Below are 22,843 nucleotides of genomic sequence, written 5' to 3' on the forward strand. Positions count from 1 at the left end.
GGTCGGCGACGGGCCGGCGGGACGTCCGACCTGCACGGCGGGCGGTAGCTTGTCGGCCCGCCGGCGCGGACCACCATCGGCGAACTGGTCCGGCGGCTCTGACCGCCGCCGGCAACGGCGACCGCCGGACGGGGAGATCGGGCGTGGCTAGGCGTCGTCTCCGACCGGGGGCTGTCTCGCGACCGGCGGTTCCAGCGACCGTTGCTGGTCGATCTGAGCGGCGGGGGCAGAACGCGACCGACGAAGCGCGACGAGCTCCGGATCGTCGTGTACATACACCCAGTAGTCGGAGCCGGTGGAGAGCCCGAGAGCCCGCATCTTCCGGGCGACGGCCCGCTCGTAGTCGACGGAGTACGTCGGGTCGGACGGCCGGTCGTCGGCCGGGGCGGCGCTGTCGTCTGGCATGGGACCGATTCTCGCCGCACTGTGTGAGATCACCACACTCACGGTCGTCAGCACGTCCACAAACGATGATGCGGCCCCACCGTCGACGGCCCGGTCGCCGAATTTCCCGCAGGTTGTCGATCCAGGCTCGCCTCGTTCGTATGGAGGATGAGAGGCCGGCGGTGGTGCCGGCCGTCGACGCGAGGAGAAGTCATGAAGCAGTACCTGGTCAGCATCTACCAGCCTGGCGGCGAGGGGATGCCGGACCCGGAGTTCCTGGCCGGGGTGATGCGTGAGCTCGGCGCCATCCGGGAGGAACTGGAGGCGTCCGGGTGCTGGGTGTTCGGCCAGGGGCTGCACGCGCCGGACACGGCGACCGTGCTGCGGCCGAAGGACGGGGACGTGCTGGTCACCGACGGACCGTTCGTCGAGGGCAAGGAACACCTCGGCGGCGTCACCATCCTGCGGGCGCCCGACCTCGACGCCGCGTTGGCGTGGGGCCGCCGCTACGCGCTGGCCACCACCTTGCCGATCGAGGTGCGCCCCTTCCAGGGTGAGAGTTGACCGTGCCGGACGTGGAGGCGGTGTTCCGCGCGGAGTACGGCCGCGCGGTCGCCGTCCTGGTCCGCCTCCTCGGCGACATCGACCTCGCCGAGGAGGCGGTACAGGAGGCGTTCGCGGTGGCGGTGGCGCGGTGGCCGGAGACCGGGCCGCCACCCAGCCCGGCCGGCTGGATCATCACCACCGCCCGGAACCGGGCCGTCGACCGGCTGCGCCGGGAGACATCCCGGGCGGACCGGCACGCCCAGGCGGCCCTGCTGCACGTCCGCGACATACCGGCCGAGGAGGGACCCGTGCGCGACGACCGGCTCCGGCTGATCTTCACCTGCTGCCATCCGGCGCTCGGCCCGGCCGCCCGGGTCGCGCTGACCCTGCGGCTGCTCGGCGGGCTGGGCACCGCCGAGATCGCCCGGGTGTTCCTGGTGCCCGAGACGACCATGGCCCAGCGGATCGTCCGGGCCAAAGCCAAGATCCGCGATGCCGGGATCCCTTACCGGGTGCCCCGCGACGCCGACCTGCCGGACCGGCTCTCCGCCGTGCTGGCCGTGCTCTATCTGATCTTCACCGAGGGGCACACCGCCAGCTCGGGCGACCGGCTCGTCCGCGACGAGCTGTGTGCCGAGGCGATCCGGCTGGGCCGGCTGCTGGTGGAGCTGATGCCGGACGAACCGGAGGCGCTGGGGCTGCTGGCGTTGATGCTGCTCACCGAGGCGCGCCGCCCCGCCCGCACCACGGTCGGCGGCACGCTGGTGCCGCTGCCCGAGCAGGACCGCCGCCGGTGGGACGCCGGGCTCGTCGCCGAGGGGCAGGCCCTGGTCCGCCGCTGCCTGCGCCGCGACCGGCCCGGTCCGTACCAGATCCAGGCCGCGATCGCCGCCGTGCACAGCGACGCGCCCGACGCCGCCAGCACCGACTGGACCCAGATCCTCACGCTGTACGACCAGCTCACCGCGTACGCCCCGGGGCCGGTGGTGGCGCTGAACCGGGCTGTCGCGCTCGCCGAGGTGGCCGGGCCGGCGGCGGCGCTGGCCGTCGTCGAGCGGCTCGACCTGGCCGGCTACCACGTGTTCCACGCCGTCCGGGCGGACCTGCTGCGGCGGCTGGGCCGGGCGGGGGAGGCGGCGCAGGCGTACCGGACGGCCGCCGAGCGGACGGACAACGCGGCCGAACGCGCCTTCCTGTCCACGCGGGCGGCCTTGGCGCTGACGGGCGGATAACGCCCGGGTGGGCCGCGCCTGCACCGGCGACCCGCGATGGCCCTGGGGCGCACCGGGGTCGCCACCGGCACAGACCCCGCCGGTCCGCCCCGCCGGCCGGAAACGGCGCCCCTGCCCTGCGCGTTTGCCCGCTCGGTGGGCCGGGAACCCGGATCATCCGGCAGCGCGGCGCCCGGCGCGCCGCCCGAGGAACGGACGCCGAGCGCCCATGACGTACCGTCCGGCAGTTGCCACCGCTCCCGACCTGACCACCCTGACGCTCGGGATGGAGGAGGAATACCTCCTGCTCGACCCGCATACGGGGGAGAGCCTGCCGGTCGCCGACCGAGTGCTCACCGCCCTGTCCGGCAGCGCGCGGGACCAGAGCCGGCAGGAGTTCCGGCACAGCATGGTGGAGATGGTCACGCCGGTCACCGCCGACCTGGCCGACCTGCGGGCGCACCTGGTGGCGCTGCGCCGCTCCGCAGGCAACGCTGCCGAGGCTGCCGGGGCCCGACTCGTCGCGGTCGGTGCCACCCCCGTGCACGAGCCGCACCGGACGGTGCCGGACAAACCCCGCTACCACGCGATGTCCCGGCGGTTCGGGCCGGTGGCGCACGATCCGGCCGTCTGCGCCTGCCACGTACACGTCGGGATGCCCGACCGCGAACTGGCCGTGCAGGTCTGCAACCACCTGCGCCCCTGGCTGCCGGTGGTGCAGGCGATCACCGCCAACTCGCCGCTGTACGACGGCCGCGACACCGGCCACGCCAGTTGGCGTTCCATGCAGTTGGAACGCTGGCCCAGCATCGGCCCGACGCCACACTTCGAGTCGGCCGCCGACTACGACGCGACGGTGGACGACCTGATCAACACCGGGATCATGCTCGACGCGGCGATGGTCTACTGGTACGCGCGCCCGTCAGCCGCGTACCCCACGGTCGAGATCCGGGTGGGCGACGTCTGCCCGGCCGTGGACGACGCGGTGCTGGTCGCCGGGCTGGCCCGGGCGCTCGTCGCGACGCTGGCCGACGACGTCCGCGCCGGGGTCCCCGCCCGACGGATCCGGGACTGCCTGGTCTCGGCCGCACACTGGCGGGCCGCCCACGACGGGCTGGAGGGCGATCTGATCGACCTGCGCTCCGGTTGCGCCCGCCCGGCCTGGGACCTGGTCGACGACCTCGTCGACACGGTCGCGCCGGCGCTGGCCCGGCACGGCGACCTCGACTACGTACGCCACCAGCTTGCCCGGCTGCGCCGCGACGGCAACGGCGCCACCCGGCAGCGCCGCGTGATGGCGCGTACCGACAACGACGTGCGAGCGGTCCTGGACCACCTGGCCGTCGAGACCCGCGCCGGTTGAGTCGTCCCGCCCCGGTTGCCGAGCCACCACCCGAACTGGTGGGGCGGCCAACGGATGCCGTGGCCGCCACAGCCTGACGGCCACCTCACCGCCTACCGCCTCGCCGCCTGATTCTGTCGCCTGTCCTGCGGCCTGCCGCCGCACTCCCGTTGGGCACCCGCCGCCACCGGCCGCACTCCGTCGGGCAACTGCCGCTGCCGTCGTCCGCCGCTGGGGACGGCGGCAGTGGGGTTCAGTGGAACAGCATGGGTGTCACCGGGCGGTGGAGACACCCATGCTGTTCCACTCGTGGGCTCGGCTGTCGTCCGCCGTGGACTCGGCGGCGTCTGTAGCCGCGGCCTGGCGACGGCCCGACGCTGCCAGCATCGGGAGCCCCCGGTGTCGGGTTTCCGGTGTCGGGGCTGCCGGTGCCGGCCAGCCTGATGGCAGCCGGATCCCAAACGGTCGGGAGCGGTGCGGGACGTCCGGATTGCGGCGGTAGGCAGCGGCGCGGGGCGGTCAGGTCGGCGTGCGCCGCCCGGGGCTGTCTGCCGGGCGTCGGCCGGGTCGGTCGGCGTCCGGCGGGGCGGCGTGCGTGGGCCGGGGGCGGTCAGCGGATGTCGTGGGACTGGAGCCAGAGTTCCAGCAGACCGAGCTGCCACAGCTTGTTGCTGCCCGCGGCCGCCTGCGCCCGGTCCGGCTCGGCGAGCAGCTCGTCGACGTACTCGCGGCGGAACAGGCCGCGTTCGCGGGCGGCGGGGGCGGCGAGGGCCTCGGCGACGAGCTGCCGTACCGGCCCGTCGACGTTGCGCAGCGCCGGCACCGGGAAGTAGCCCTTCGGCCGGTCGACCACCTCGGCGGGCAGCACCTGGCGGGCGATCTCCTTGAGCACGCCCTTGCCGCCGTCGGCCACCTTGTGCTCGGGCGGGCAGGCCGCGGCCAGGGCGACCAGGTCCTGGTCCAGGAACGGGGTGCGCACCTCCAGCCCCCACGCCATGCTCATGCTGTCCACCCGCTTGACCGGGTCGTCGGGGAGCATCAGGTGGGTGTCCAGGCGCAGCACCGAGTCCAGCGCCGTCTGCGCGCCCGGCGCGGCCAGGTCCGCCGCGAGCAACTCGCGACTGACGTCGCGGTCGCAGGCGTACGCCGGGTCGACCACCCGGTTCAGTTCGGCGTGGTCCCGGTCGAAGAACGCGTCGGCGAAGGTGGTCGCCGCGTCGGCCCGGGGCACCCGGGCGAGTGGCTGGTGGTAGCCGTAGCCGGCGAAGACCTCGTCGGCGCCCTGGCCGGACTGGGCCACCTTGACGTGCCGGGCCACCTGCTCGGAGAGCAGGTGGAAGGCGACCACGTCGTGGCTGCCCATCGGTTCGGTCATCGCGTGGACGGTGCGGCGTACCGCCGGGACCAGGTCGTCGTCGGCGAGCCGGATGCGGTGGTGGTCGGTGCCGAAGGCCCGCGCGACCAGGTCGGAGTAGTGGAACTCGTCGCCGGCCTCGCCGCCCCGGCTGTCGAAGCCGATGCTGAAGGTCTGGAGGTCCTGCTGTCCGGCCTCGGCCAGCAGCGCCACGATCATGCTGGAGTCCAGGCCGCCGGAGAGCAGCACGCCGACGGGGACGTCGGCGACGAGCCGTCGTCGTACGGCCGTGCGCAGCGCCTCCCCGACGGTGGCCCGCCACTGGCCGGCGTTCATGCCGTCGTGGGCGGGGTCCCGGGCGTAGTCGGGCCGCCAGTAGACGTGCTCGCGGCTGCGCCCGTCGGCCTCGACGACGCGCAGGGTGGCCGGGGGGAGCTTGCGTACCCCGCGTAGGACGGTCCGGGGCGCCGGCACGATGGAGTGCCAGGAGAGGTAGTGGTGCAGCGCCACCGGGTCGATCGTGGTGTCCACGTCGCCGGCGCGCAGCAGCGCCGGCAGGGTGGAGGCGAACCGCAGGCAGCCGGGTGACTCCGCGAGGTAGAGCGGCTTGATGCCGAGCCGGTCGCGGGCCAGCACCAGCCGGCGCCGCCGCCGGTCCACCAGCGCGACGGCGAACATGCCGACCAGGCGGTCGACGAAATCCTCACCCCACTGTGCGTACGCCACCAGGATGACCTCGGTGTCACTGGTGGAGTGGAAGGTGTGCCCGGCGTCCCGCAGCTCCTCGCGCAGTTGGGGATAGTTGTAGACGCAGCCGTTGAAGACGACCGCCAGCCCCAGGTCCTCACGGACCATCGGCTGGGAGCCGGCCTCGGTGAGGTCGATGATGGTGAGCCGGCGGTGCCCGAGGGTCACCCAGCCGTCGGTGAAGAGGCCCTCGCCGTCGGGGCCGCGGGACCGCATCGCCTCGGTCATCCGGGTCACCGCGCCGGCGTCCGGCGTCGATCCGTCGAACCTCGCCTCGCCGCTGATGCCGCACATCGTCAGCGGCCACCGGACTTCCGGGACACCGGACCCACCGTCACCACTCCTGTCGGCGTCGCAGGTGCCGGGCCGCCCGCTCACGGGGGCCCGGTCCCGTCGGCAGGACGGGCCGCTGGGCTACCCGGCACGCGGGGCGGCAAACCCCGCGCGCCGCGCCGCTCGGGGCCGTGCCGCGCCGTTCGGGGGTGCCCGGGCCGCCGGGCGGTACCGGGTTGTCGCCGGTGCTTCGGCAGCGGTGATCCACGTCCCGAGCCGATCTCCGGGCGATCCGGCGGGCCGGTCAGTCGCGCAGCGTACGCAGGATGCGGGTGAGCTGGTCCCGGTCGGCGGGTGCGAGGCCACCGAAGAGGTCCTCGGCGGCGGCCCGGCGGGCGGCGTGGATGGCGGCGCCGGTGCGGATACCCTCCTCGGTCGGCGCGACCAGGGTGGCGCGCCGGTCCGCCGGGTCCGGCCGGCGCCGCACGAGCCCGCGCGCCTCGAGGTCGTCCACGACCTCGGTGGCCGAGCGCGGGGCGATGCGCAGGTGCTCGGCGAGCGCGCTGAGCCGCAGCGTGCCGTGCCGGATCAGCACGCCGAGCGCGCGGGACTGGCCGGGTGTGACGTCCCATGGCGCGAGCGCCTCCCGGGTGCGGTGGCGCAGCCGCCGGGTCACCGCCCGGAACGCCTCGGCGAGGCCGTCCCCGCCGTCGTCGGTGTCTCCGGTCACGGGGAATACGGTAGCAGTATAAGCTGTTGCTCCCTCATGTTGAGGTAACCTCAGCAATGCCTACGTGAGGAAGTATCCCTTGGAACCCGTCCCCTCCGGCCGCGACCGCGGCCCCCGCAAGGTCACCGCCGCCGAGAAGGCGCAGGCCCGCCAGGTGTCGCTGCGGCGCATCGGCCGGCTGTTCGCCCGGCACCGGGGCGCGCTCGGCACGGTCACCGCGATCATCGTGGCCTCCTCGGTGCTCGCCATGGCCTCTCCCTTCCTGCTCCGGGCCGTGATCGACCGGGCCCTGCCGGATCGCGACCTGCCGCTGCTGGCCTGGCTGGTGGCCGGCATGATCGCCGTCGCCGCCGTGACCTCCGTGCTCGGCGTGGTGCAGACCTGGATCTCCACCCGGGTCGGGCAGCAGGTCATGCACCGGCTGCGCACCGACGTCTTCACCCACCTGCAACGGCAGTCGCTGGCGTTCTTCACCCGCACCCGCACCGGTGAGGTGCAGTCCCGGATCACCAACGACATCGGCGGCATGCAGAGCGTGGTCACCTCGACCGCCACCTCGATCGCGTCCAACCTGACCACCGTGATCGCCACCGCGGTGGCGATGGTCGCGCTCTCCTGGCGGCTCTCCCTGGTCTCCCTCGTCGTGCTGCCGCCGGCCATCTGGCTGACCCGCCGGGTCGCGCACCTGCGTCGCGAGATCACCGCGCAACGGCAGCGCGAGCTCGCCGATCTCAACGTCACCGTCGAGGAGGGGCTGTCGGTCAGCGGCGTACACCTGGCCAAGACCCTCGGCACCGGCCCCGCCCTGGCCGCGCGCTTCGCCGCCTCGTCGGACCGTCTGGTCGACCTGGAGTTGCGCTCGGAGCTCGCCGGCCGCTGGCGGATGGCCACGATGAGCGTCGTCTTCGCCGCCATCCCGGCGGTCATCTACCTCAGCGCCGGCCTGCCCGGCGCCGCCGGCACCCTCAGCATCGGCACCCTGGTCGCCTTCACCGCCTTGCAGGGCGGGCTGTTCCGGCCGCTGATGGGCCTGCTCAACGTGGGCGTCTCGGTGACCGCCTCGCTGGCGCTGTTCGCCCGGATCTTCGAGTACCTGGACCTGCCGGTCGAGGTGGACGACCCCGCCGAGCCGGTCGACGTCGACCCCCGCCGGGTCCGGGGCGACCTGCGCCTCACCGACGTCACCTTCCGCTACCCGGGCAGCGACACCGCCGCCGTCGCCGGGATCACCCTCGACGTGCCGGCCGGCACCGGGCTCGCCCTGGTCGGCGAGACCGGTTCCGGCAAGAGCACCCTGGCCGCGCTGGTCAGCCGGCTGCACGACCCGACCAGCGGCCGGATCACCGTCGACGGCGTCGACCTGCGCGACCTGCGCCTGGCCGACCTGGCCGCGATCGTCGGCGTGGTCAGCCAGGAGACGTACCTGCTGCACACCACCGTGCGGGAGAACCTGCGCTACGCCCGCCCGGACGCCACCGACGCCGAGATCGAGGCCGCCGCCCGCGCCGCCCAGATCCACGACCTGCTCGCCGGGCTGCCCGACGGGTACGACACGGTCGTCGGCTCGCGGGGGCACCGCTTCTCCGGCGGCGAGAAGCAGCGCCTCGCCATCGCCCGTACGCTGCTGCGCGACCCGCGCATCCTGATCCTCGACGAGGCCACCAGCGCGCTGGACACCGAGACCGAACGCGCCGTCCAGCGGGCGTTCGACGAGGTGGCCCGGGGGCGTACCACCATCACCATCGCCCACCGGCTCTCCACGGTGCGCGGCGCGGACCGGATCGCCGTGCTCGACCACGGCCGGATCGTCGAGTCCGGCAGCCACGACAGCCTGCTGGAGCGCGCCGGCCGCTACGCGACCCTGGCCGCCTGACGACCGGAGCTGCCGTCGACGGTGTCCTCGGACACCCGACCCCGGGCCGCCGGACCGACCGACCGACGGTCATCGGCGTCCACGTCGTGCTGGACCAGGTCCGCACCGACCCCCGGCCGGCCCGGGAGCGGCGGCGCTCCACCCCCGGCCGGCCGGGGGACACTGTGGAGCCGCAATGTGGCGCTGCGGCTGTCAGGGGAGCACGGGCAGCCCCGGGTCGTGCAGGGGCCGGTGCCTCGGGCACACCCACAGGAACTCTCCGGCCGGCGTGAACACCCGGCTCAGCCCGCCGAAGGTCTGTGCGGGGTCGAGCTGCGAGAGCAGCACCCTGAAGGACCGCAGCGCGGCTCCCTCCGCCGGCGACAAAGTGTGCCGGGCGTCCGTCCCCACCGGCGCGGCGTCATCGACGACAGCGGTCGGCAGGGTGTCGATCAGCGCCTTCATGAGATTGAGTTCGCGCTGGACGCCGCTCAGGTCGGGGGCGACGAAGGCAGCCATCGACGTCGCCACCGGATGGACGAGGCGCAGAGTCTTGAACATGAGGTTCAGGTAGGGAGCGGAGGCGCGCAACCACTGGCGAGGCTGGTCCAGTTGGTAGCTCGCACCGTCCCAGGTGTGCCACTGACCGGGATGCTCGCACCACAGGGTGATCCGGATGGGGCGCCGGGTGAACCAGAACCACCGCCACCCGGTCGGTGGAAGCGTCGCGACGGTGAACAGGCGGGGGCAGTCGGTGACCTCGGTGCCGACGGCCTTGACCACTTGGCGGAGGTGATGCGCGGAGTCGGCGGCGAAGGAGGCCGCGTCTGCCAGGTGACCGCCGATCTGGCCGACCTCCCGGGTCAGCGTGCCCATCCGTCGTTCCAGACGGTTCAACTCGTCGCCCAACAGCGTCGGTGGGACGAACCCGGTCAACAGGCCGGTGACGTCGTGATCGTGTTGACAGGTCAGGCACGGCAGGCTGAGCCGCTGCATCGGGTCGCGCTCCGGCTCCCCGGCACGGACGGCGGTGGCCTCCCGGACCGGCGCCGGGGCGGCCGAGCGTTCCCGGAATTTGATCAGCCCGTCGAGCGGGAACCGGCCGGCACACCCGACTCCGTCGGCGTCACCGGTGGGGCAGGGTACGAACAGTCTGAAGGCGAGCCCCGGCCACCGGGTCGTCAGCAGTCGTTCCAGGCTGTCCCGTAGCACGTTGAAGAACAGGTCGGGCGACGGCGCGCGTACCTCCACGGTCAGTGCCTGGTCGGTGTGCAGCTCCACCAGGGCTTCCGACCGGTAGGCATCGATCGGATGCCGGAGGAAGACGCCGCGTCGCCAGTGGCGTCCCGTCGACGCGTCGTGGTGCCGCACGGTGAGCCAGGCGACCAGACCCGGCGGAGCGCTCTCGTCGAGCTCGCAGGTCAGCCGGAGCACGCGGAGGCCGTCCGGGACCGGAGTGGATGCGCCCCAGGGCAGGACGGGCCGCTCGAACGGCACGAGTTGGGCGATCAGGCTGCGCTCGCCGTCTTCGAGCCGGTAGGAGACGTCGAACTTCTCCATCAGCCGCAGGAAGAACGGATGGTGCGTCCGGTCATAGGAGAGGCCGTCGTCGCGGCGGCGCCAGATCCGCCGCAGCTCCCGGTGGTCGAGGATGCCGTTGCCATGGCGGACAGCCTGGTCCTCCAGCACATGGCTGATCGCCTTCGTGAGCCACTCGGGGTTGAGGATCACGATGTCCCGCAGGCCGTCGTCGTCACCGTAGTAGATGACCTGCCCCAGGTCGTGGAGCAGTTCCGCGAGGTGGTGGATCTCCTCGTCACGGACGCGGTGCTGACGGCATATGACGGCGAAGTCGTCGAACGGGATCTGTGGTTCGGCGGCGGCCCTGGTCAGGATCGCGTCCCGGGCGTCGGCCCACCGCCTGCTGGTGAGCTGCCCCATCTGGGGCAGCCGGGCCGCTTCCGCGGCGATGGCCTGTCGGAGCGCCGGTATGCCGTTGGCCGTCTCGCTGTCGACCGTGTGCTGCCCGGCCAACATCGTGGGAAAGGCATCCCGTAGCCGGGGATAGTCCAGCTCCGGCCGCCGCTCGTCGCCGTGGGTGGCGACGACCACGACCCTGGCGTCCGCGCCGACCCTGAGCCGGATACGGCGCAACCAACCTTCCACCTCGCCCTGCTCCTGACCCTCCCGGGGGTGCCAGACCAGCAGGTAAACCGCTCGCCGGCTGAAGAAGAACTGGTGGGTGACCCGATAGATCTCCTGCCCGCCGAAGTCCCAGGTGCGCAGGGTCAGCACCTCGTCCTTCCACGGGTGGGGCAGTCGTAGTTCGCGGATCTCGATTCCGTGGGTGGTGGGACGTCCCTTGACGAACTGCTCGTTGTTGAGCGCCCCCACGAGCGACGTCTTGCCGACGTTGCCCTCTCCGACCAGCAGGATCTTGGCCTCGAACTGGGGGACGCCGTCCTCCAGGCTCTGCAGGTAGGCCCCGAGCGCCCGGGTGCCCCGGCCGAGGGTCTGGGCGAGGGCCTCGTCCAGAGGATTGCCGTCCAGCCGGACGGTCAGTTGGCCCTTGGCCAACAGCGGCGCGAGCGACGTCGGCAACATGGTGAGCTGGTTGTCCCGCAGATCGAGCAGTTGCAACCCGGGCAGTTCACCGATCTGCGGCGGCAGCGTGGTGAGCAGGTTGCCGCCCAGGTCGAGTTCCCGCAGCAGCTTCAGCTCGCCGATCTCCGCCGGCAGGCCGGTCAGGCTGTTGCCCGCCAGGTCCAGCTTCCGCAGCCGGTGCAGCTTTCCGACCTCGGCCGGGAGGTCGGTGATGTGGTTGTGGTAGAGGATCAGCGTTTCGAGATCGGTCCTCGCGAGCAGCTCAGGGGGAAGTGCGGAGAGCCCGGTGCGGCTGAGGTTCGCTACGGTTTCCAATGGTCGCCCATCCTCGCGGCTCAGGATCTCTCACCACTATGGACGATGTGTCAACGAGCATGCCGTCCGTAGCCCGGGGCGCTGCTCGTCGCGGTCCCGGTCATGGTCAACGCCCGCGGAAGTGGGACGGGCCTGTCGCAAAACCATCTCATAACCCGTCTCACAATTATGTCTCAGACAGGCCGAGATGCCGGTAGACGGTGGCCCGGGAGACGCCCAGCACGGCGGCGATGTCGTCGGCGGAGTGCGTGCCCGTGGCGTACATCTGCCGCGCGTTCTCGACCTGTTCGTGGCTCAGCGTCCGGGGGCGGCCCGGCCGGCGCCGCGGCGGCGTCCCGGCGCCGCCCGGCGGCACGTCGCCCAGCAGCCGGCCCACGCCGTCGAGCATGTCGGCGCGCAGTACCTCGACCGGTATGTCGGTGAAGAAGACGACCGGGTCGCTGCACGCGGCGACCGCCTGCACCGCCCGGACCCGCTCCCGGCGCCCGGCGTCGGGCCCGGCGATCAGGTCGTTGGCCCGCATCGCGATCTGTACCAGGCGGTGGTAGGTGTCGTTCCGGCCGACGAGCGCGATGTCGTGGAAGAGCATGCCGAGCGGGCGGCGGTGGCCCAGGATGATGTCCACCCAGCCCTCCAGCACCGTCCAGCGGGCACGCTCCGCCGGCCCCGCCTCGGCCGCGTCGAGCAGCGCCTCGAAGTCGGCCACCAGTGGCTCGACCAGGGCCGCGAGCAGGTGCTCCTTGGCGGGAAAGTGGTAGAGGATCGCGGCCTTGGTCAGCCGCAGCCGCTCGGCGATCTGGCGTAGCGAGGTGCGCTGGTAGCCGTGCTCGGCGAACAGGTCCAGCGCCGCGCGCAGGATTCGGGTACGCGTGTCGTTGGGGGCCTCGACCGTCATGCCGGTAAGCCTAGCCACGACTGACCGGTGACTGGCGACACTGTTGATTCGACTGACCATCGGTCAGTACAGTGAGGACGTCGGCACCGCCATCGGCAGGAGGCTTCATGCCCGTCATCTCCATCGACAACCTGGTCAAGACGTTCGGCAGCGTTCGCGCGCTCGACGGGCTCGACCTGAAGGTCGAGGCGGGGGAGGTGCAAGGCTTCCTCGGTCCCAACGGCGCCGGCAAGTCCACCACCATCCGCGTCCTGCTCGGCCTGCTGCGCCGCGACGCGGGCGACGTGCGGGTGTTCGACGCCGACCCCTGGCGGGACGCGGTGGCGCTGCACCGCCGCCTGGCGTACGTGCCCGGCGACGTGAACCTGTGGCCCAACCTCTCCGGCGGCGAGGCCATCGACCTGTTCGGCCAGCTGCGCGGCGGCCTCGACCGGCGCCGCCGCGACGAGCTGCTGGAACGCTTCGACCTCGACCCGACGCGCAAGTGCCGCACCTACTCCAAGGGCAACCGGCAGAAGGTCGCCATCGTCGCCGCCTTCGCCTCGGCCGTCGAGCTCTACGTGCTCGACGAGCCGACCTCCGGGCTCGATCCGCTGATGGAGGCCGTGTTCCAGGACGAGGTCCGCCAACTCAAGCGCGACGGCGCCACCGTGCTGCTCTCCAGCCACGTGCTGGCCGAGGTCGAGGCGCTCTGCGACCGGGTCAGCATCATCCGCGAGGGCCGCACCGTCGAGTCCGGCACCCTCGCCGAGCTGCGCCACCTCACGCGTACGGCCGTGACGGTCGAGACCGCGCGGCCGGCGACGGGCCTGGCGGAGCTGCCCGGCGTCCACGAGGTACGCGAGGTCGACGGACGCATCCACCTGGAGGTGGAGCCCGCCCACCTCGACGAGTTGCTCGGGCACCTCGTCGGATTCGGCGTCCGCGCGCTGACCAGTGCCCCACCCACCCTGGAGGAACTCTTCCTGCGCCACTACGGCGACGAGCGCGCCGCCGTCACGCCTCCGGTGGCGGACCCGGCCGACGACCACCGTCCGGGCGCCGACCGGCCGGCGGGTGCCCGATGAGCGCGTTCACCGGCACCGGGCTGCTCGCCCGGCTCGTGCTGCGCCGCGACCGGATCCGGCTGGCGATCTGGGTGCTCGGCACCCCGCTGCTCGGCTACGCCCTCGCCGGCAGCGTCAAGGAGTTCTACCCCGACGAGGCGTCCCGGGTCGGGTACGCCAGCACGTCGGCGTCCAGCCTGGTCGCCCGCGCGTTCAACGGGCCGATAGCCGGCACCGACCTCGGCGCCGTGGTGGTCGCCGAGACGTACGTGACGCTGGCCCTGCTCGCCGCGCTGCTGAGCACCTTCGCGGTGGTCCGGCACACCCGGCAGAACGAGGAGACCGGCCGCGCGGAACTGCTCGGCGCCTCCGTCGTCGGCCGGTACGCGCTGCTCACCGCCGCCCTGCTGGTGGTCGTCGGCGCGAACGTGGCGGCCACCGCCCTGCTCGCCGCCGCCTTCGCCGGGGCCGGCCTGCCACTCGCCGGGTCCGTCGCGGCGGCCGCCGCCGTCGGCGGCGTCGGGGTGGCGTTCACCGGCATCGCCGCCGTCACCGCCCAACTGTCGGTCACCTCCCGGGGCGCCAACGCGCTCGCCGCCGCCGCCGTCGGGATCGCCTTCCTGCTCCGCGCGGCGGGCGACGTGCTGGGCGAGCAGACCGGCGGCGGGCTTGGGCTGCGCGTGGTCAGCGCCTGGCCGTCCTGGCTCTCCCCGCTCGGCTGGGGCAACCAGGTCCGCGCCTTCGGCGGCGAACGCTGGTGGGTGCTGGCGCTGCCCGCCGCACTGCTGGTCGCCGGGGTGGCCTCGGCCTACGCCCTCGCCGAGCGGCGCGACATCGGCGCCGGAATGGTCGCACCCCGACGTGGGCCGGCCACGGCTGCACCCGGGCTGCTCAGTCCCGCCGGACTGGCCTGGCGGTTGCAGCGCGGTGCGTTGCTCGGCTGGGCGGTCGGGGTGGCGGTGCTCGGGTTCTCGATGGGCATCGCCGGTGACGAGTTCAACGCCATGATCGAGGAGAACCCGGCCGCCGCCGAGGCGATCAGCGCGATGGGCGGCGGCGCGAAACTCATCGACGCGTACCTGGCGAGCATGCTGGCGCTGTTCGCGCTGACCATCGGGGCGTACGTCGTGCAGGCGCTGCTGCGCACGCGCAACGACGAGGCCGACGGGCTGCTGGAGGCGGTCCTGTCCACGGCGGTCAGCCGCACCCGGTGGCTGGCCACCCAGGTGCTCGCCGCGACACTCGGCGCGCTCGCCCTGGTGCTGCTGGGCGGGCTCACCACCGGCCTCGGCTACGGCCTGGTCGCCGGCGATCCCCTCGGGAAGGCCGTCGAGCTGGGCGGGGCGGCGCTGGTGCGGCTGCCGGCCCTGCTCGTGGTGGCCGGGGTGGTGACGGCGCTGTTCGGGCTGCTGCCGCGCTGGTCGGTGGCGCTGTCGTGGGCGGCGCTGATCGTGTTCCTGCTGCTCGGGCAGCTCGGCGCGGTGCTCGACCTGCCGCAGGCGGCGCTGAACCTGTCGCCGTACACGCACGTGCCGTCGGTGCCGGCGGTCGACCCGTCGGTGCTGCCGCTGCTCGTACTGACCGCGGTGGCGGCGGCGCTGCTCGCGGCCGGCCTGGCCGCCTTCCGCCGCCGCGACGTCCCGTGCTGAGTTGTCAGGAAGGGCACCTTGTACACGCATTCTGTAGTACAAGGTGCCCTTCCTGACATATGAGGAGCGCGCGATGAGCTGGTGCGGCTGCGATGGCGCACCCTCACGGTGCGGCGAGGGGCTCTCGCGATCCGGTGTCGAGGAGCCCGGTCACCCGTGAGATCGCGTCGCGGATCATCGCGCCGTACCCGTCATCCGGCAACTCGGCGACGAGGGGCGCCGCGACCGTCACGTGATGCCGGGCGCGCTCGACGTCGCCGGCACGGCGGTACCCGTCGGCGAGGTTGAGGTGCAGCGACGGCAGGAAGGCACGCACCCGCAACGAGACGTCGTGCCGCTGGACGCGTTGGTCGTCGAGGTCGGCGACGGCGGCCAGCGCCCGGCGATCCCACATCAACTCGTCCGCGACCGATTCCTGCAGGTCGGCCAGGTGGTGCGCGACGGTGCAGCGGTGCACGGCGTCCCCGGCGTAGCCGATCCGGCCCCAGAGTTCGGTGAGGGCGTCGCGGGCGTTGGCCCGGTCGCCGGCCTGGCCCAACTCCAAAGCACGGCCGATGTTCGCCATGACCTCGTCGGCGTCGTTCGTGTCCACGGTGTTCCTCACAGTCGTGGCCGGGTGGCCGGCCGTCGGGTCTTCGTGGCACATGCTGGCGACTCGACCAACTTGAGGGTCAAGCCCTGCACGTCGAGAGGCGACCCGACAGGGTGCGGTGGGATGGACGCGCTGTGGCGGACGAGATGCTGTGCAGAGCGGACGTGCGCGAAGGCGGTGCCGACACGCCGGATCCCTTGCGGAGGCGGGCCTGCTGGAACGGCAGCATCTCCAGAAGTGACGGGTAGCTGACAGTATCGGCATCCGTGCGCCGTGTGTGTCGCACCGGGGCGGGAAGCTGGGGACCCGACCTCCGGAGGTGCCCCATGCCGTACGTGAAGTCCCACGTCCGCCGCAACGGAGCCCGGGTCCGGGGGCACTACCGCAGGCGGCGGCGTGCCGGCAGTGGAAGACCCGCGCGGCGTGGCCGTTCCGGGGCCGGCTCGGGGAACAGTTGGGGGCTCGTCCTCGGGGGACTGGCCGTGGTCGTCGTGGTAGTCCTGATCGTCGACTTCGTGCAGCGGCACCCGTACTGGTCGGCCACTCTGGTCCTCGTCGCCGTCGCGAGTGCCGTCGCCCTGTTGTCGGCCAGGGCGAAGCGGCGGGCGCGCCAGCGGACCGAGCAGGCCGAGCGCGACCGGGCCGTCGCGGTGACCGACGCGATGACCGGGGCCGAGTTCGAGCAGTGGTTCGCCAGGCTGCTGGAGGCGTCAGAATTCCGGCACGTTCATGTCAGAGGGGGTTCCGGGGACCGGGGGGCGGACGTCACGGCGATCGCTCCGGACGGCCGGCGCGTCGTCGTACAGTGCAAGCGGCAGAGCTTGACGAACCGGGTCGGCAGCGCCGCCATCCAGCGTTTCGCCGGCACCTGCCGGGAGGTGCACGGGGGTGAGCTGTGCATGATCGTCACGAACGGCTTCTTCACCGCCGGCGACGGCGTACGTCTCGCCCAACAGCTCGGCATCGTCCTGGTCGACCGGGGGCTGCTGGAGACGTGGGCCTGGACGGGGACGCCACCGTCGAGCCTGCTCGGCAGGTGACCCGGTGGGCGCTCCGGTTGCCGCCGGCTGGCAGGCTCGCAGCCATGGAAAGTGTCGTCGCGCAGTTGCCCGCGCTCATCGGTGTGTTGATCGGCGCCATCGGCACGATCGTCGCCACCTCGGTCGCCGATCGCACTCGCTGGAAGCGGAACCAGTCCGTTCGCTGGGACGACCGGCGGCTCGACGCGTACGTCGAGTTCGGGCGGGTGGTGAAGGAAATCCACGCCATCGCTGTACGGATGCTCGCCAGTGAGCGGCCCCAGTCGCGTGGACACCGCATGGACCGGGAGGAAGGGCTCGCCCGGTTGGCCGAGGCGGACGTCCGGCGCACCCTGGCCTGGGAGAGCGTCCTGCTGCTCGGGGACGCCTCGACGGTGTCGGCGGCGCGTGACTGGCGGGACGCCGTGTGGGGGATCGAGCGGGTCGCTCGGGGGCTCACCCAGGCAGACGACCACGCCGACCTGCTGCACCGGGCCAACGAGGCGCGAGACCTCTTCTACCGTGCGGCCCGTGGTGGCCTCGGTGTTCGTGGCGGTTCGGTCGCCCAGGCCACGATGCTCGAAGCCCGGCGGGATGAGATCCGGGCTGACAGAGCGCCACGGCAGACAGCGGAGCCGTCGGCGCTGTAGGTCTTGACGTTCACGGTTCGACCGGCGAGCGGGTCGAACCGGAAGGCGTCGTCGTAGCCGCCCTGGGGCGCCGTGCCGACCTGGACGTGTGGCTGGCCGGCAGAGCCGACACGGAAACGATGATCTGGGCCGTCCGGGCGGCCTTCTCGCACGACTGCCAGGAAGCGGAGTCGCCAACCTGACAGACCCGTCCTCGCGCAGCCACGATGATCAACCGGCCACCGAAACGAGAGGACCTCTGATGCCCGCCAGCATTGACCGGATCCGCAAACACATGAAGGTGCAGCCCACAAAGCGAGACAAGGGGTTGACGCTTACCGTAACGGTCACCGCCTACGACAACGGCATGGTCGAGGTCGACGGGGTACCTATCAACGCCGCACCCGACTACGACCAAGGGCACGGATGGCTGGTTGCCGCGGAGACGGTGACGGCGACGATGGTCGAGTTCCGGAAGGACACAGTGAAGCGGCAGAAGCAGAAGGGCGCCTGACTGATGCCCACCCCGAAGCTTCCCGCCGACGTCCTTGCCCAGTTGCGGCAACTACACGCCGACTACGAGAGTGAATTCGCCGACGGCGGATACACCGACAGGGTGCAGAAAGCACGCAGCGACCACGCCATCGACTTCATCCTGTTCCTCGAAGGCCGGTTCTCCCCGGCCACCGAGAAGGGCAAACAGCGTCGCAGTTGACTGCCAGCCCAGCTACGCGATGCCGACCGGCTCGCCGTGCGCCTGAACCACCGAACACGGTCACGGCTGACCAGGGCACGCCTGGCACATCCACTCCTCAGGAACCTGCCGCCACGTCGGACGGTGAAACGCTGGCGGCAGCGCACGACGCGAAGGTCACCGAAGCGGAATACCGGAGAGTTCGGGAGGTGTTTGCGGACTCCCGGCAGGCTGACATTCGAACGCACGGCACCGCGCTCGTAGATCTCGCCTGGAAGGTCAGCCAGATGTCCATAGAGGAAGAGTTTTCTGCTGCCGAAGACTACTCGGCGATGTTGGATGCGCACTCGTCGAGGTTGAAGGCGGCCTGCGCCGACCAGGGTGTGATGGTCAACTGAGCAAGGACCGGTCCAGGCAGCACGAAGAGCCGGCCACCCGCGAGCTCGTGGGCGGCCGGCCGGCAGGGTTCCGTCCGCCGGCACCTTGCCGCCCGTCGCGCCGATCGCGTCACCGAGCATCAGCCCGAGCACGCAGCCCAGGGCGGTTGCGAGCTGCTCGGCCGTCACCTTGGTCACCCTGGGAAGCACAGGAACGGGTGGCAGGCAGGCGTTGCGGGGTCGGCGGGCTGGCGACGGGACGGAGGCCGGCAAGCTGGACGTAGATCTCGCGCTTGGCGGTCGCGTTGCCGCGACGGTCGAGGACGTAGCCGGTCAACCACACCCAGCCGGCGTACGTCGGTTGGTCGCAGACCGAGACGACGCAGAAGGTCAGGGCGCGATCCCCGGCGAACTGCGCCGAGGCCTGGCCGTCCACGACGAGCAGGTCGCCGGGGGAGGGGTGTGCGGTCACCAGTGACCGGAGTTGCGGTCGTACTCCTGTGGCGGCCGGCACTCCCGCGCGTGCATGGTCTGCCAGTCGCGCAGCGCCCGCTTGATCCGGTCGTTCTCCTGGCTGAGCTGCCGTACCGTCTCGTTGAGCATGGCCAGCTCGTCGGCCACCCGGGCCTGGAACTCGCGTACCTCCACGAGGTCGACGCCGCGCCGGCGCGCGGCGAACTCGCGGGTCCGCACCTCGTGCGGCGTCAACCGGCCCGGGTGACCGGCCGGGTAGGGCTGGCCACCCCGATACACCTGAGCCACGATGATCCTCTCTGCGGGCAGGCGGGAGCGCGCAGGCTCCTCGCGGTGGGTCTGGAAGGGCGGGTCGTCCGCGTGGGGGCCGCGGACGACCCGCCCGCTCCACCGCCGCAGCCCCAATCGGCGGTACGACAGCAGAGCAGCCCGGTGGGTCGGGACGGGCACGGACACCCGCCCCGACCAGGGGGATGAGCCGAACTCGTTGCCACGCGAGGACCGGCTCTGAATCAACATAGCTAGACATGTCAGATGAGTCAACGCTGCTTGTTAGGCGCGTCGCGGTGTGATCGAATCGGATTGCCACGCGAGGAGTGCCATGCGAGAAGTGCCGGACTACTGGCGCATCGCCGACGATGTGATCGCCGACGTCAGGTCCAAGAAGTCGAAGCCGGGGGACAAGCTGCCCTCGATCGCCGAGATGCGCGAGAGCTACGGCGTCAGTCACGGGACCGTGCAGATGGCCTATGCCCGGCTGGAGGCATTGCGCGTCATCCGTCGCCACCAGGGCAAGGGCGTCTTCGTCAACGATCCCAAGCTCTGGATGCGGGAGCCCTGATCGAGGCACCGCTGTTTCGCCGTTCGTCATGCTGCGGACTGGGGACTGGGGACTGGGGACTGGGGACTGCGGTGGCGGGCGGCGGACTGGGGACTGGGGACTGCGATGGCGGGCGGCGGACTATGGATTGCGGGTTGTGGGTGGCGCCATGATCGTGTGACGGGAAGCCGGTTAAAGTGGTGGGCGCCTTCCGGGTTGTCGACAAACGATCATCGGCGCTTTAGCACAAGGTCGGACTCGTGTGGGGGTTGTCCACAGCAGGGACGCTGTCCACAGCGCTCGCGGGGGCGCATGGCGGGCGGTGGCCGTGTCCGGCACGGTCGGCGGCGTGAACTCTGTGCTGCGGGGCCTGGTCGACCGTAACGGCGGGCTCGTCACCCGACAGGCAGCCTCGCAGGTACTCCCGCGCTGGGTGCTGGAGGATGCGTCGCGCTCCGGGCGCCTGCTCCGGCTGCTGCCCAGGGTCTACGTGGACGCCGCCCTGGTCGACGGCGTGGAGGGCGCGCCACCGCTGGCCCGGGTCGCCCCGATCCTGGCCCGCCGGGCGGCCGTGGCCTACACAGGCGGGCGTGGCGCGTTGAGCCATCTCACCGCCCTGGACGTGTGGAAGCTGCGCCGCCAACTGCCCGGCGAACCGGTACACCTGAACGTGCCGATCGGTGCGGGGCTGCGTAGTGGGCCGCACCTGGTCGTACACCATCGTCGGTCCTTCGCCCCGGAGCCACCTTGCGCGCTGGTACGCGACGGCGAGCCGGTCACCCGGTTGGACCGGACGCTCGTCGACGCCTGGCCGCTGCTGCCTCCGGTGGACCGGCCGGCGACCCTCATCAGAGCGGTCAACGACCGCCTGACCACCCCACAGCGGATCGTCGCCGCGTTGGCGACCGCGCCGAAGTTGGCGGATCGTGCCGCACTACGTGGGCTGCTGGACCGGCTCGCCGTGGGCTGCCGAAGTCCGTTGGAGATCTGGGGGCACGACCACGTCTTCGTCGGGTCAGGAATGCCGGCGTTCCAACGGCAGGTGCGGGTGCGGCTGGGCGGACGGGTCGTCTACCTCGACCTGTTCGCCGAGGCCGAGCTCGTCGACATCGAGCTGGACGGCGCGGCGACCCACACCGACCCGCGGGAACACGAGATCGACCTGCGCCGCGACGCGCTGCTGGCGGCCCGGGACGTTCTCGTCGTCCGCTTCACCCACCGCCGGCTTCTCCACGAACCCGACGAGGTACGTCGCGAGACGCTCGCCATCCTCGCGACCCGCCGCAGACAGAACTTCGTCTCCGACCTCGGAACGGCTCTGTTGACCACGATCGTTTGATGGGAAGCCGGGGAAATTCATCCCCACGCTCCGGTTGGCCATCAACTGATCATGATAATGAGGTGGCAGGATCCATGATCGTGTCACTTGTGGAGGCGTCGGCCGTTCGGCGGGTGGCGCGGAGATCAACGTGAAGGCAGGCTTGTCGGCGTGAAGGCCTTCGTGGGGGTCACGGATGAGAAGTGGTATCGCTTTCTGGCAGCCCGTCCCGAGTTGAACGAGGTCAACTTCTGGCGGCCCTCGGGCGGCGGGTTTCGAGCGCTCACGGCCGGCGAACCCTTCTTCTTCAAAGCGCACCATCCTCTCAACCGCGTCATCGGTGGCGGCTTTTTCAGCGGCTTCACCCAGCTGCGAATCTCCGAGGCGTGGGAGTTGTTCGCGGCGGCCAACGGCGCGGCGAGCATCGACGAGATGCGCCGCAGCGTCGGTCGTTACCGCAGGCAGCCGATCGCGCCCGACGAGGATCCCGTAATCGGCTGCATCTTCGTGCGCGACGTCATCTTCTTCCCCGACGAGTCCACTGTCGGTCCACCGCCGGAGTTCAAGTCGAACGTGGTGCAGGGCAAGACGTACGACCTTGCGGACGCGGCCTGGGGCGACTACTTCCAACTTCTGATCCACCGCTTGATCGGCACGACGGTCGAGCTGGACCTGAGCGGGCCCTGGCATCGTCCCGGCCCGGTGTACGGAGATCCACGCCTGGTGCCTCAGCGACTGGGCCAGCAGTCGTTCAAGGCCATGGTGCTCGGGTCGTACGCCCGGCGCTGTGCCATCACCGGAAGCCGGGTTCAGCCGGTGTTGCAGGCCGCACACATCCGACCACTGCCCAAGGGCGGCGAGCATCGGTTGGACAACGGGCTGCTCCTGAAGTCGGATGTGCACATCCTCTTCGACAAGGGCTACCTGGGCGTGGATCCCAAGTATCGACTCGTGGTCAGCCCTCGGCTTCGCAGCGAGTTCGGCAACGGCGACCAGTTCTATGCCAAGGCGGGTGAGCAGATAGCTGTTCCGGATCGTCGGGCCGACCGACCGAACGCGGAATTCCTCGAATGGCACCTCGACACCGTCTACAAGGCGGCCTGACTCCACAACCGAGGTTGAGCGTCAACCGATCGCGGGGAGACGCGGTCAGTTCGGGTGGGGTGGTTCGTCGAGGATGGCGCTGAAGCGTTCCTCGGCCAGGTCGAGCTGCCCGAGGATGTGCTCCTTGACCGGCGCCGACAGTGGAGTGTCCGGCCGGGTGACGAGGTCCCGGTAGACCGGCACGAGCGGCCGGTACTTGCGGGCGGACGAGGTCACCTTCGGCCCGACGGTGTGGATGACGCCCACCCCGTTGTCCGTGAAGTCGGAGATCTTGATGACCCGTGCCCACGGCTCCCGGTCCAGGCTGGCCGCCACGTGCTCCCGGTACTGGACGTGCTTGTCCCGCCCCGGGTCGTACGCCGGATTGGTGACCGCGCCGACCAGGCGCGCGACCCGCGGGCCGAAGCGTTCCGTGAGCACCGCCAGGGCGGCGGCCGTGGCGTCCTCGCCGGTGTGCGCCCCGGCCAACTCGCCGACACGCGAGGCGGCCAGCTCGTCGGGGTGGTCCTCGACCGCGTCGTGCAGCAGCCCGGCGACGATCACGTCGACGTCGCGGACCTGGTAGTGGTGCATCATCCGGATCGCCACCCGCAGCAGGTGGTTCAGGTAGGGCTCGCGTACCCGCCGGTCGTCGCGGTGCAGCTCGGCGGCCAGGTCGAGGGCCTCGATGAGCCGCTCCCGGGCGGCCTCGTCGAACGCGCGCAGCTCCAACCGGAACCGGGCCAACAGGCCGGGCTCGCCGTGGATCTCGGTGATCGCGTGCATCGGCATGGTGGCCAGGTAGGCGGGAAACTCCATCCGCCACTTATAGCCGATCTTCGCCGTGCCCGGGGCCCCTGCCGTCGGTCACCCGACGCCGGGAATGGCC

At 71.7% G+C, this 22,843-nt stretch carries 23 protein-coding genes; 14 read left to right on the top strand and 9 right to left on the bottom strand.

All coding sequences use genetic code 11. From position 1 onward, the window contains the following. Positions 1-147 precede the first annotated feature (147 nt). Positions 148-405, bottom strand: a complete 258-nt coding sequence (locus GA0070608_RS22690; RefSeq protein ID WP_141719530.1) for a hypothetical protein — start codon at positions 403-405, stop codon at positions 148-150. Between the two features lie 192 nt (positions 406-597). Between GA0070608_RS22690 and GA0070608_RS22695 the strand changes: the two genes are divergently transcribed. The 3 genes from GA0070608_RS22695 to GA0070608_RS22705 all read left to right on the top strand — a co-directional run bounded on the left by GA0070608_RS22695 (position 598) and on the right by GA0070608_RS22705 (position 3,504). Then, entirely contained in the window at positions 598-948 is a 351-nt protein-coding gene (locus GA0070608_RS22695; RefSeq protein ID WP_091630527.1) for a YciI family protein, read from the top strand. Between the two features lie 2 nt (positions 949-950). Next, positions 951-2,162: an RNA polymerase sigma factor gene (locus tag GA0070608_RS22700; RefSeq protein ID WP_091630528.1), complete on the top strand. Its 1,212-nt coding sequence runs from the start codon at positions 951-953 to the stop codon at positions 2,160-2,162. A gap of 208 nt (positions 2,163-2,370) precedes the next feature. Next, a complete protein-coding gene (locus tag GA0070608_RS22705) occupies positions 2,371-3,504 on the top strand; it encodes a carboxylate-amine ligase (protein WP_091630529.1) in 1,134 nt (377 codons plus the stop codon). Between the two features lie 589 nt (positions 3,505-4,093). Here GA0070608_RS22705 and GA0070608_RS22710 read toward each other — a convergent pair. Together GA0070608_RS22710 and GA0070608_RS22715 are read right to left on the bottom strand one after the other, a co-directional pair. Continuing rightward, positions 4,094-5,878: an N-acetylglutaminylglutamine amidotransferase gene (locus tag GA0070608_RS22710; RefSeq protein ID WP_091630530.1), complete on the bottom strand. Its 1,785-nt coding sequence runs from the start codon at positions 5,876-5,878 to the stop codon at positions 4,094-4,096. Between the two features lie 283 nt (positions 5,879-6,161). Then, the gene (locus GA0070608_RS22715; RefSeq protein WP_091630531.1) at positions 6,162-6,587 is read right to left on the bottom strand and encodes a MarR family winged helix-turn-helix transcriptional regulator; all 426 of its coding nucleotides are present in this window, start codon (positions 6,585-6,587) and stop codon (positions 6,162-6,164) included. A 79-nt stretch (positions 6,588-6,666) separates the two neighbouring features. Here GA0070608_RS22715 and GA0070608_RS22720 point away from each other — a divergent pair, with 79 nt between their 5' ends. After that, complete coding sequence (locus tag GA0070608_RS22720) at positions 6,667-8,460, top strand: ABC transporter ATP-binding protein (protein WP_091630532.1); 1,794 nt, start codon at positions 6,667-6,669, stop codon at positions 8,458-8,460. 192 nt (positions 8,461-8,652) lie between these two features. Here the strand turns inward: GA0070608_RS22720 and GA0070608_RS22730 are convergent, their stop codons facing one another. Both GA0070608_RS22730 and GA0070608_RS22735 read right to left on the bottom strand, forming a co-directional pair. Beyond that, complete coding sequence (locus GA0070608_RS22730) at positions 8,653-11,358, bottom strand: COR domain-containing protein (protein WP_091630534.1); 2,706 nt, start codon at positions 11,356-11,358, stop codon at positions 8,653-8,655. A gap of 166 nt (positions 11,359-11,524) precedes the next feature. Further along, positions 11,525-12,253 carry a TetR family transcriptional regulator gene (locus tag GA0070608_RS22735; protein ID WP_176733805.1) on the bottom strand — a complete coding sequence of 243 codons (729 nt, stop codon included), beginning with the start codon at positions 12,251-12,253 and terminating at the stop codon, positions 11,525-11,527. A gap of 107 nt (positions 12,254-12,360) precedes the next feature. Between GA0070608_RS22735 and GA0070608_RS22740 the strand changes: the two genes are divergently transcribed. Beyond that, positions 12,361-13,320, top strand: a complete 960-nt coding sequence (locus tag GA0070608_RS22740) for an ABC transporter ATP-binding protein (RefSeq protein ID WP_091630536.1) — start codon at positions 12,361-12,363, stop codon at positions 13,318-13,320. Beyond that, a complete protein-coding gene (locus tag GA0070608_RS22745; RefSeq protein WP_091630537.1) occupies positions 13,317-14,948 on the top strand; it encodes an ABC transporter permease in 1,632 nt (543 codons plus the stop codon). The genes GA0070608_RS22740 and GA0070608_RS22745 overlap by 4 nt, the downstream gene beginning before the upstream one ends. A gap of 103 nt (positions 14,949-15,051) precedes the next feature. On the opposite strand, the gene GA0070608_RS22750 is transcribed toward GA0070608_RS22745, so the two are convergent. Further along, the gene (locus GA0070608_RS22750) at positions 15,052-15,513 is read right to left on the bottom strand and encodes a hypothetical protein (RefSeq protein WP_091635864.1); all 462 of its coding nucleotides are present in this window, start codon (positions 15,511-15,513) and stop codon (positions 15,052-15,054) included. 509 nt (positions 15,514-16,022) lie between these two features. Here GA0070608_RS22750 and GA0070608_RS22755 point away from each other — a divergent pair. From GA0070608_RS22755 to GA0070608_RS22775, 5 genes are all read left to right on the top strand, one after another. Further along, a complete protein-coding gene (locus tag GA0070608_RS22755; RefSeq protein WP_218107565.1) occupies positions 16,023-16,580 on the top strand; it encodes a restriction endonuclease in 558 nt (185 codons plus the stop codon). A 44-nt stretch (positions 16,581-16,624) separates the two neighbouring features. Further along, positions 16,625-17,209 carry a hypothetical protein gene (locus GA0070608_RS22760; RefSeq protein WP_091635867.1) on the top strand — a complete coding sequence of 195 codons (585 nt, stop codon included), beginning with the start codon at positions 16,625-16,627 and terminating at the stop codon, positions 17,207-17,209. A gap of 241 nt (positions 17,210-17,450) precedes the next feature. Beyond that, positions 17,451-17,702, top strand: a complete 252-nt coding sequence (locus tag GA0070608_RS22765; protein ID WP_091630539.1) for a hypothetical protein — start codon at positions 17,451-17,453, stop codon at positions 17,700-17,702. Between the two features lie 3 nt (positions 17,703-17,705). Then, positions 17,706-17,903 carry a hypothetical protein gene (locus tag GA0070608_RS22770; protein WP_091630540.1) on the top strand — a complete coding sequence of 66 codons (198 nt, stop codon included), beginning with the start codon at positions 17,706-17,708 and terminating at the stop codon, positions 17,901-17,903. 188 nt (positions 17,904-18,091) lie between these two features. Further along, a complete protein-coding gene (locus tag GA0070608_RS22775) occupies positions 18,092-18,280 on the top strand; it encodes a hypothetical protein (RefSeq protein WP_091630541.1) in 189 nt (62 codons plus the stop codon). A 109-nt stretch (positions 18,281-18,389) separates the two neighbouring features. On the opposite strand, the gene GA0070608_RS33595 is transcribed toward GA0070608_RS22775, so the two are convergent. After that, on the bottom strand, positions 18,390-18,731 hold the full coding sequence (locus GA0070608_RS33595; protein ID WP_245715892.1) for a hypothetical protein: 342 nt from the start codon (positions 18,729-18,731) through the stop codon (positions 18,390-18,392). Then, on the bottom strand, positions 18,728-19,021 hold the full coding sequence (locus GA0070608_RS33600; RefSeq protein WP_245715893.1) for a DivIVA domain-containing protein: 294 nt from the start codon (positions 19,019-19,021) through the stop codon (positions 18,728-18,730). The genes GA0070608_RS33595 and GA0070608_RS33600 overlap by 4 nt, the downstream gene beginning before the upstream one ends. 313 nt (positions 19,022-19,334) lie before the next feature. Between GA0070608_RS33600 and GA0070608_RS22790 the strand changes: the two genes are divergently transcribed. The 3 genes from GA0070608_RS22790 to GA0070608_RS22800 all read left to right on the top strand — a co-directional run bounded on the left by GA0070608_RS22790 (position 19,335) and on the right by GA0070608_RS22800 (position 21,975). Further along, positions 19,335-19,574 carry a winged helix-turn-helix domain-containing protein gene (locus GA0070608_RS22790; RefSeq protein WP_091630542.1) on the top strand — a complete coding sequence of 80 codons (240 nt, stop codon included), beginning with the start codon at positions 19,335-19,337 and terminating at the stop codon, positions 19,572-19,574. 328 nt (positions 19,575-19,902) lie between these two features. Continuing rightward, positions 19,903-20,892 carry a DUF559 domain-containing protein gene (locus GA0070608_RS22795; RefSeq protein WP_091635875.1) on the top strand — a complete coding sequence of 330 codons (990 nt, stop codon included), beginning with the start codon at positions 19,903-19,905 and terminating at the stop codon, positions 20,890-20,892. Between the two features lie 150 nt (positions 20,893-21,042). Next, complete coding sequence (locus GA0070608_RS22800) at positions 21,043-21,975, top strand: HNH endonuclease (RefSeq protein WP_091630543.1); 933 nt, start codon at positions 21,043-21,045, stop codon at positions 21,973-21,975. A 45-nt stretch (positions 21,976-22,020) separates the two neighbouring features. Here the strand turns inward: GA0070608_RS22800 and GA0070608_RS22805 are convergent, their stop codons facing one another. Continuing rightward, positions 22,021-22,773, bottom strand: coding sequence for an HD domain-containing protein (locus GA0070608_RS22805; protein WP_091630544.1), 753 nt, complete (start codon positions 22,771-22,773; stop codon positions 22,021-22,023). Between the last annotated feature and the right edge of the window lie 70 nt (positions 22,774-22,843).

The sequence above is a fragment of the Micromonospora peucetia genome (assembly GCF_900091625.1).
Classification (GTDB): domain Bacteria; phylum Actinomycetota; class Actinomycetes; order Mycobacteriales; family Micromonosporaceae; genus Micromonospora; species Micromonospora peucetia.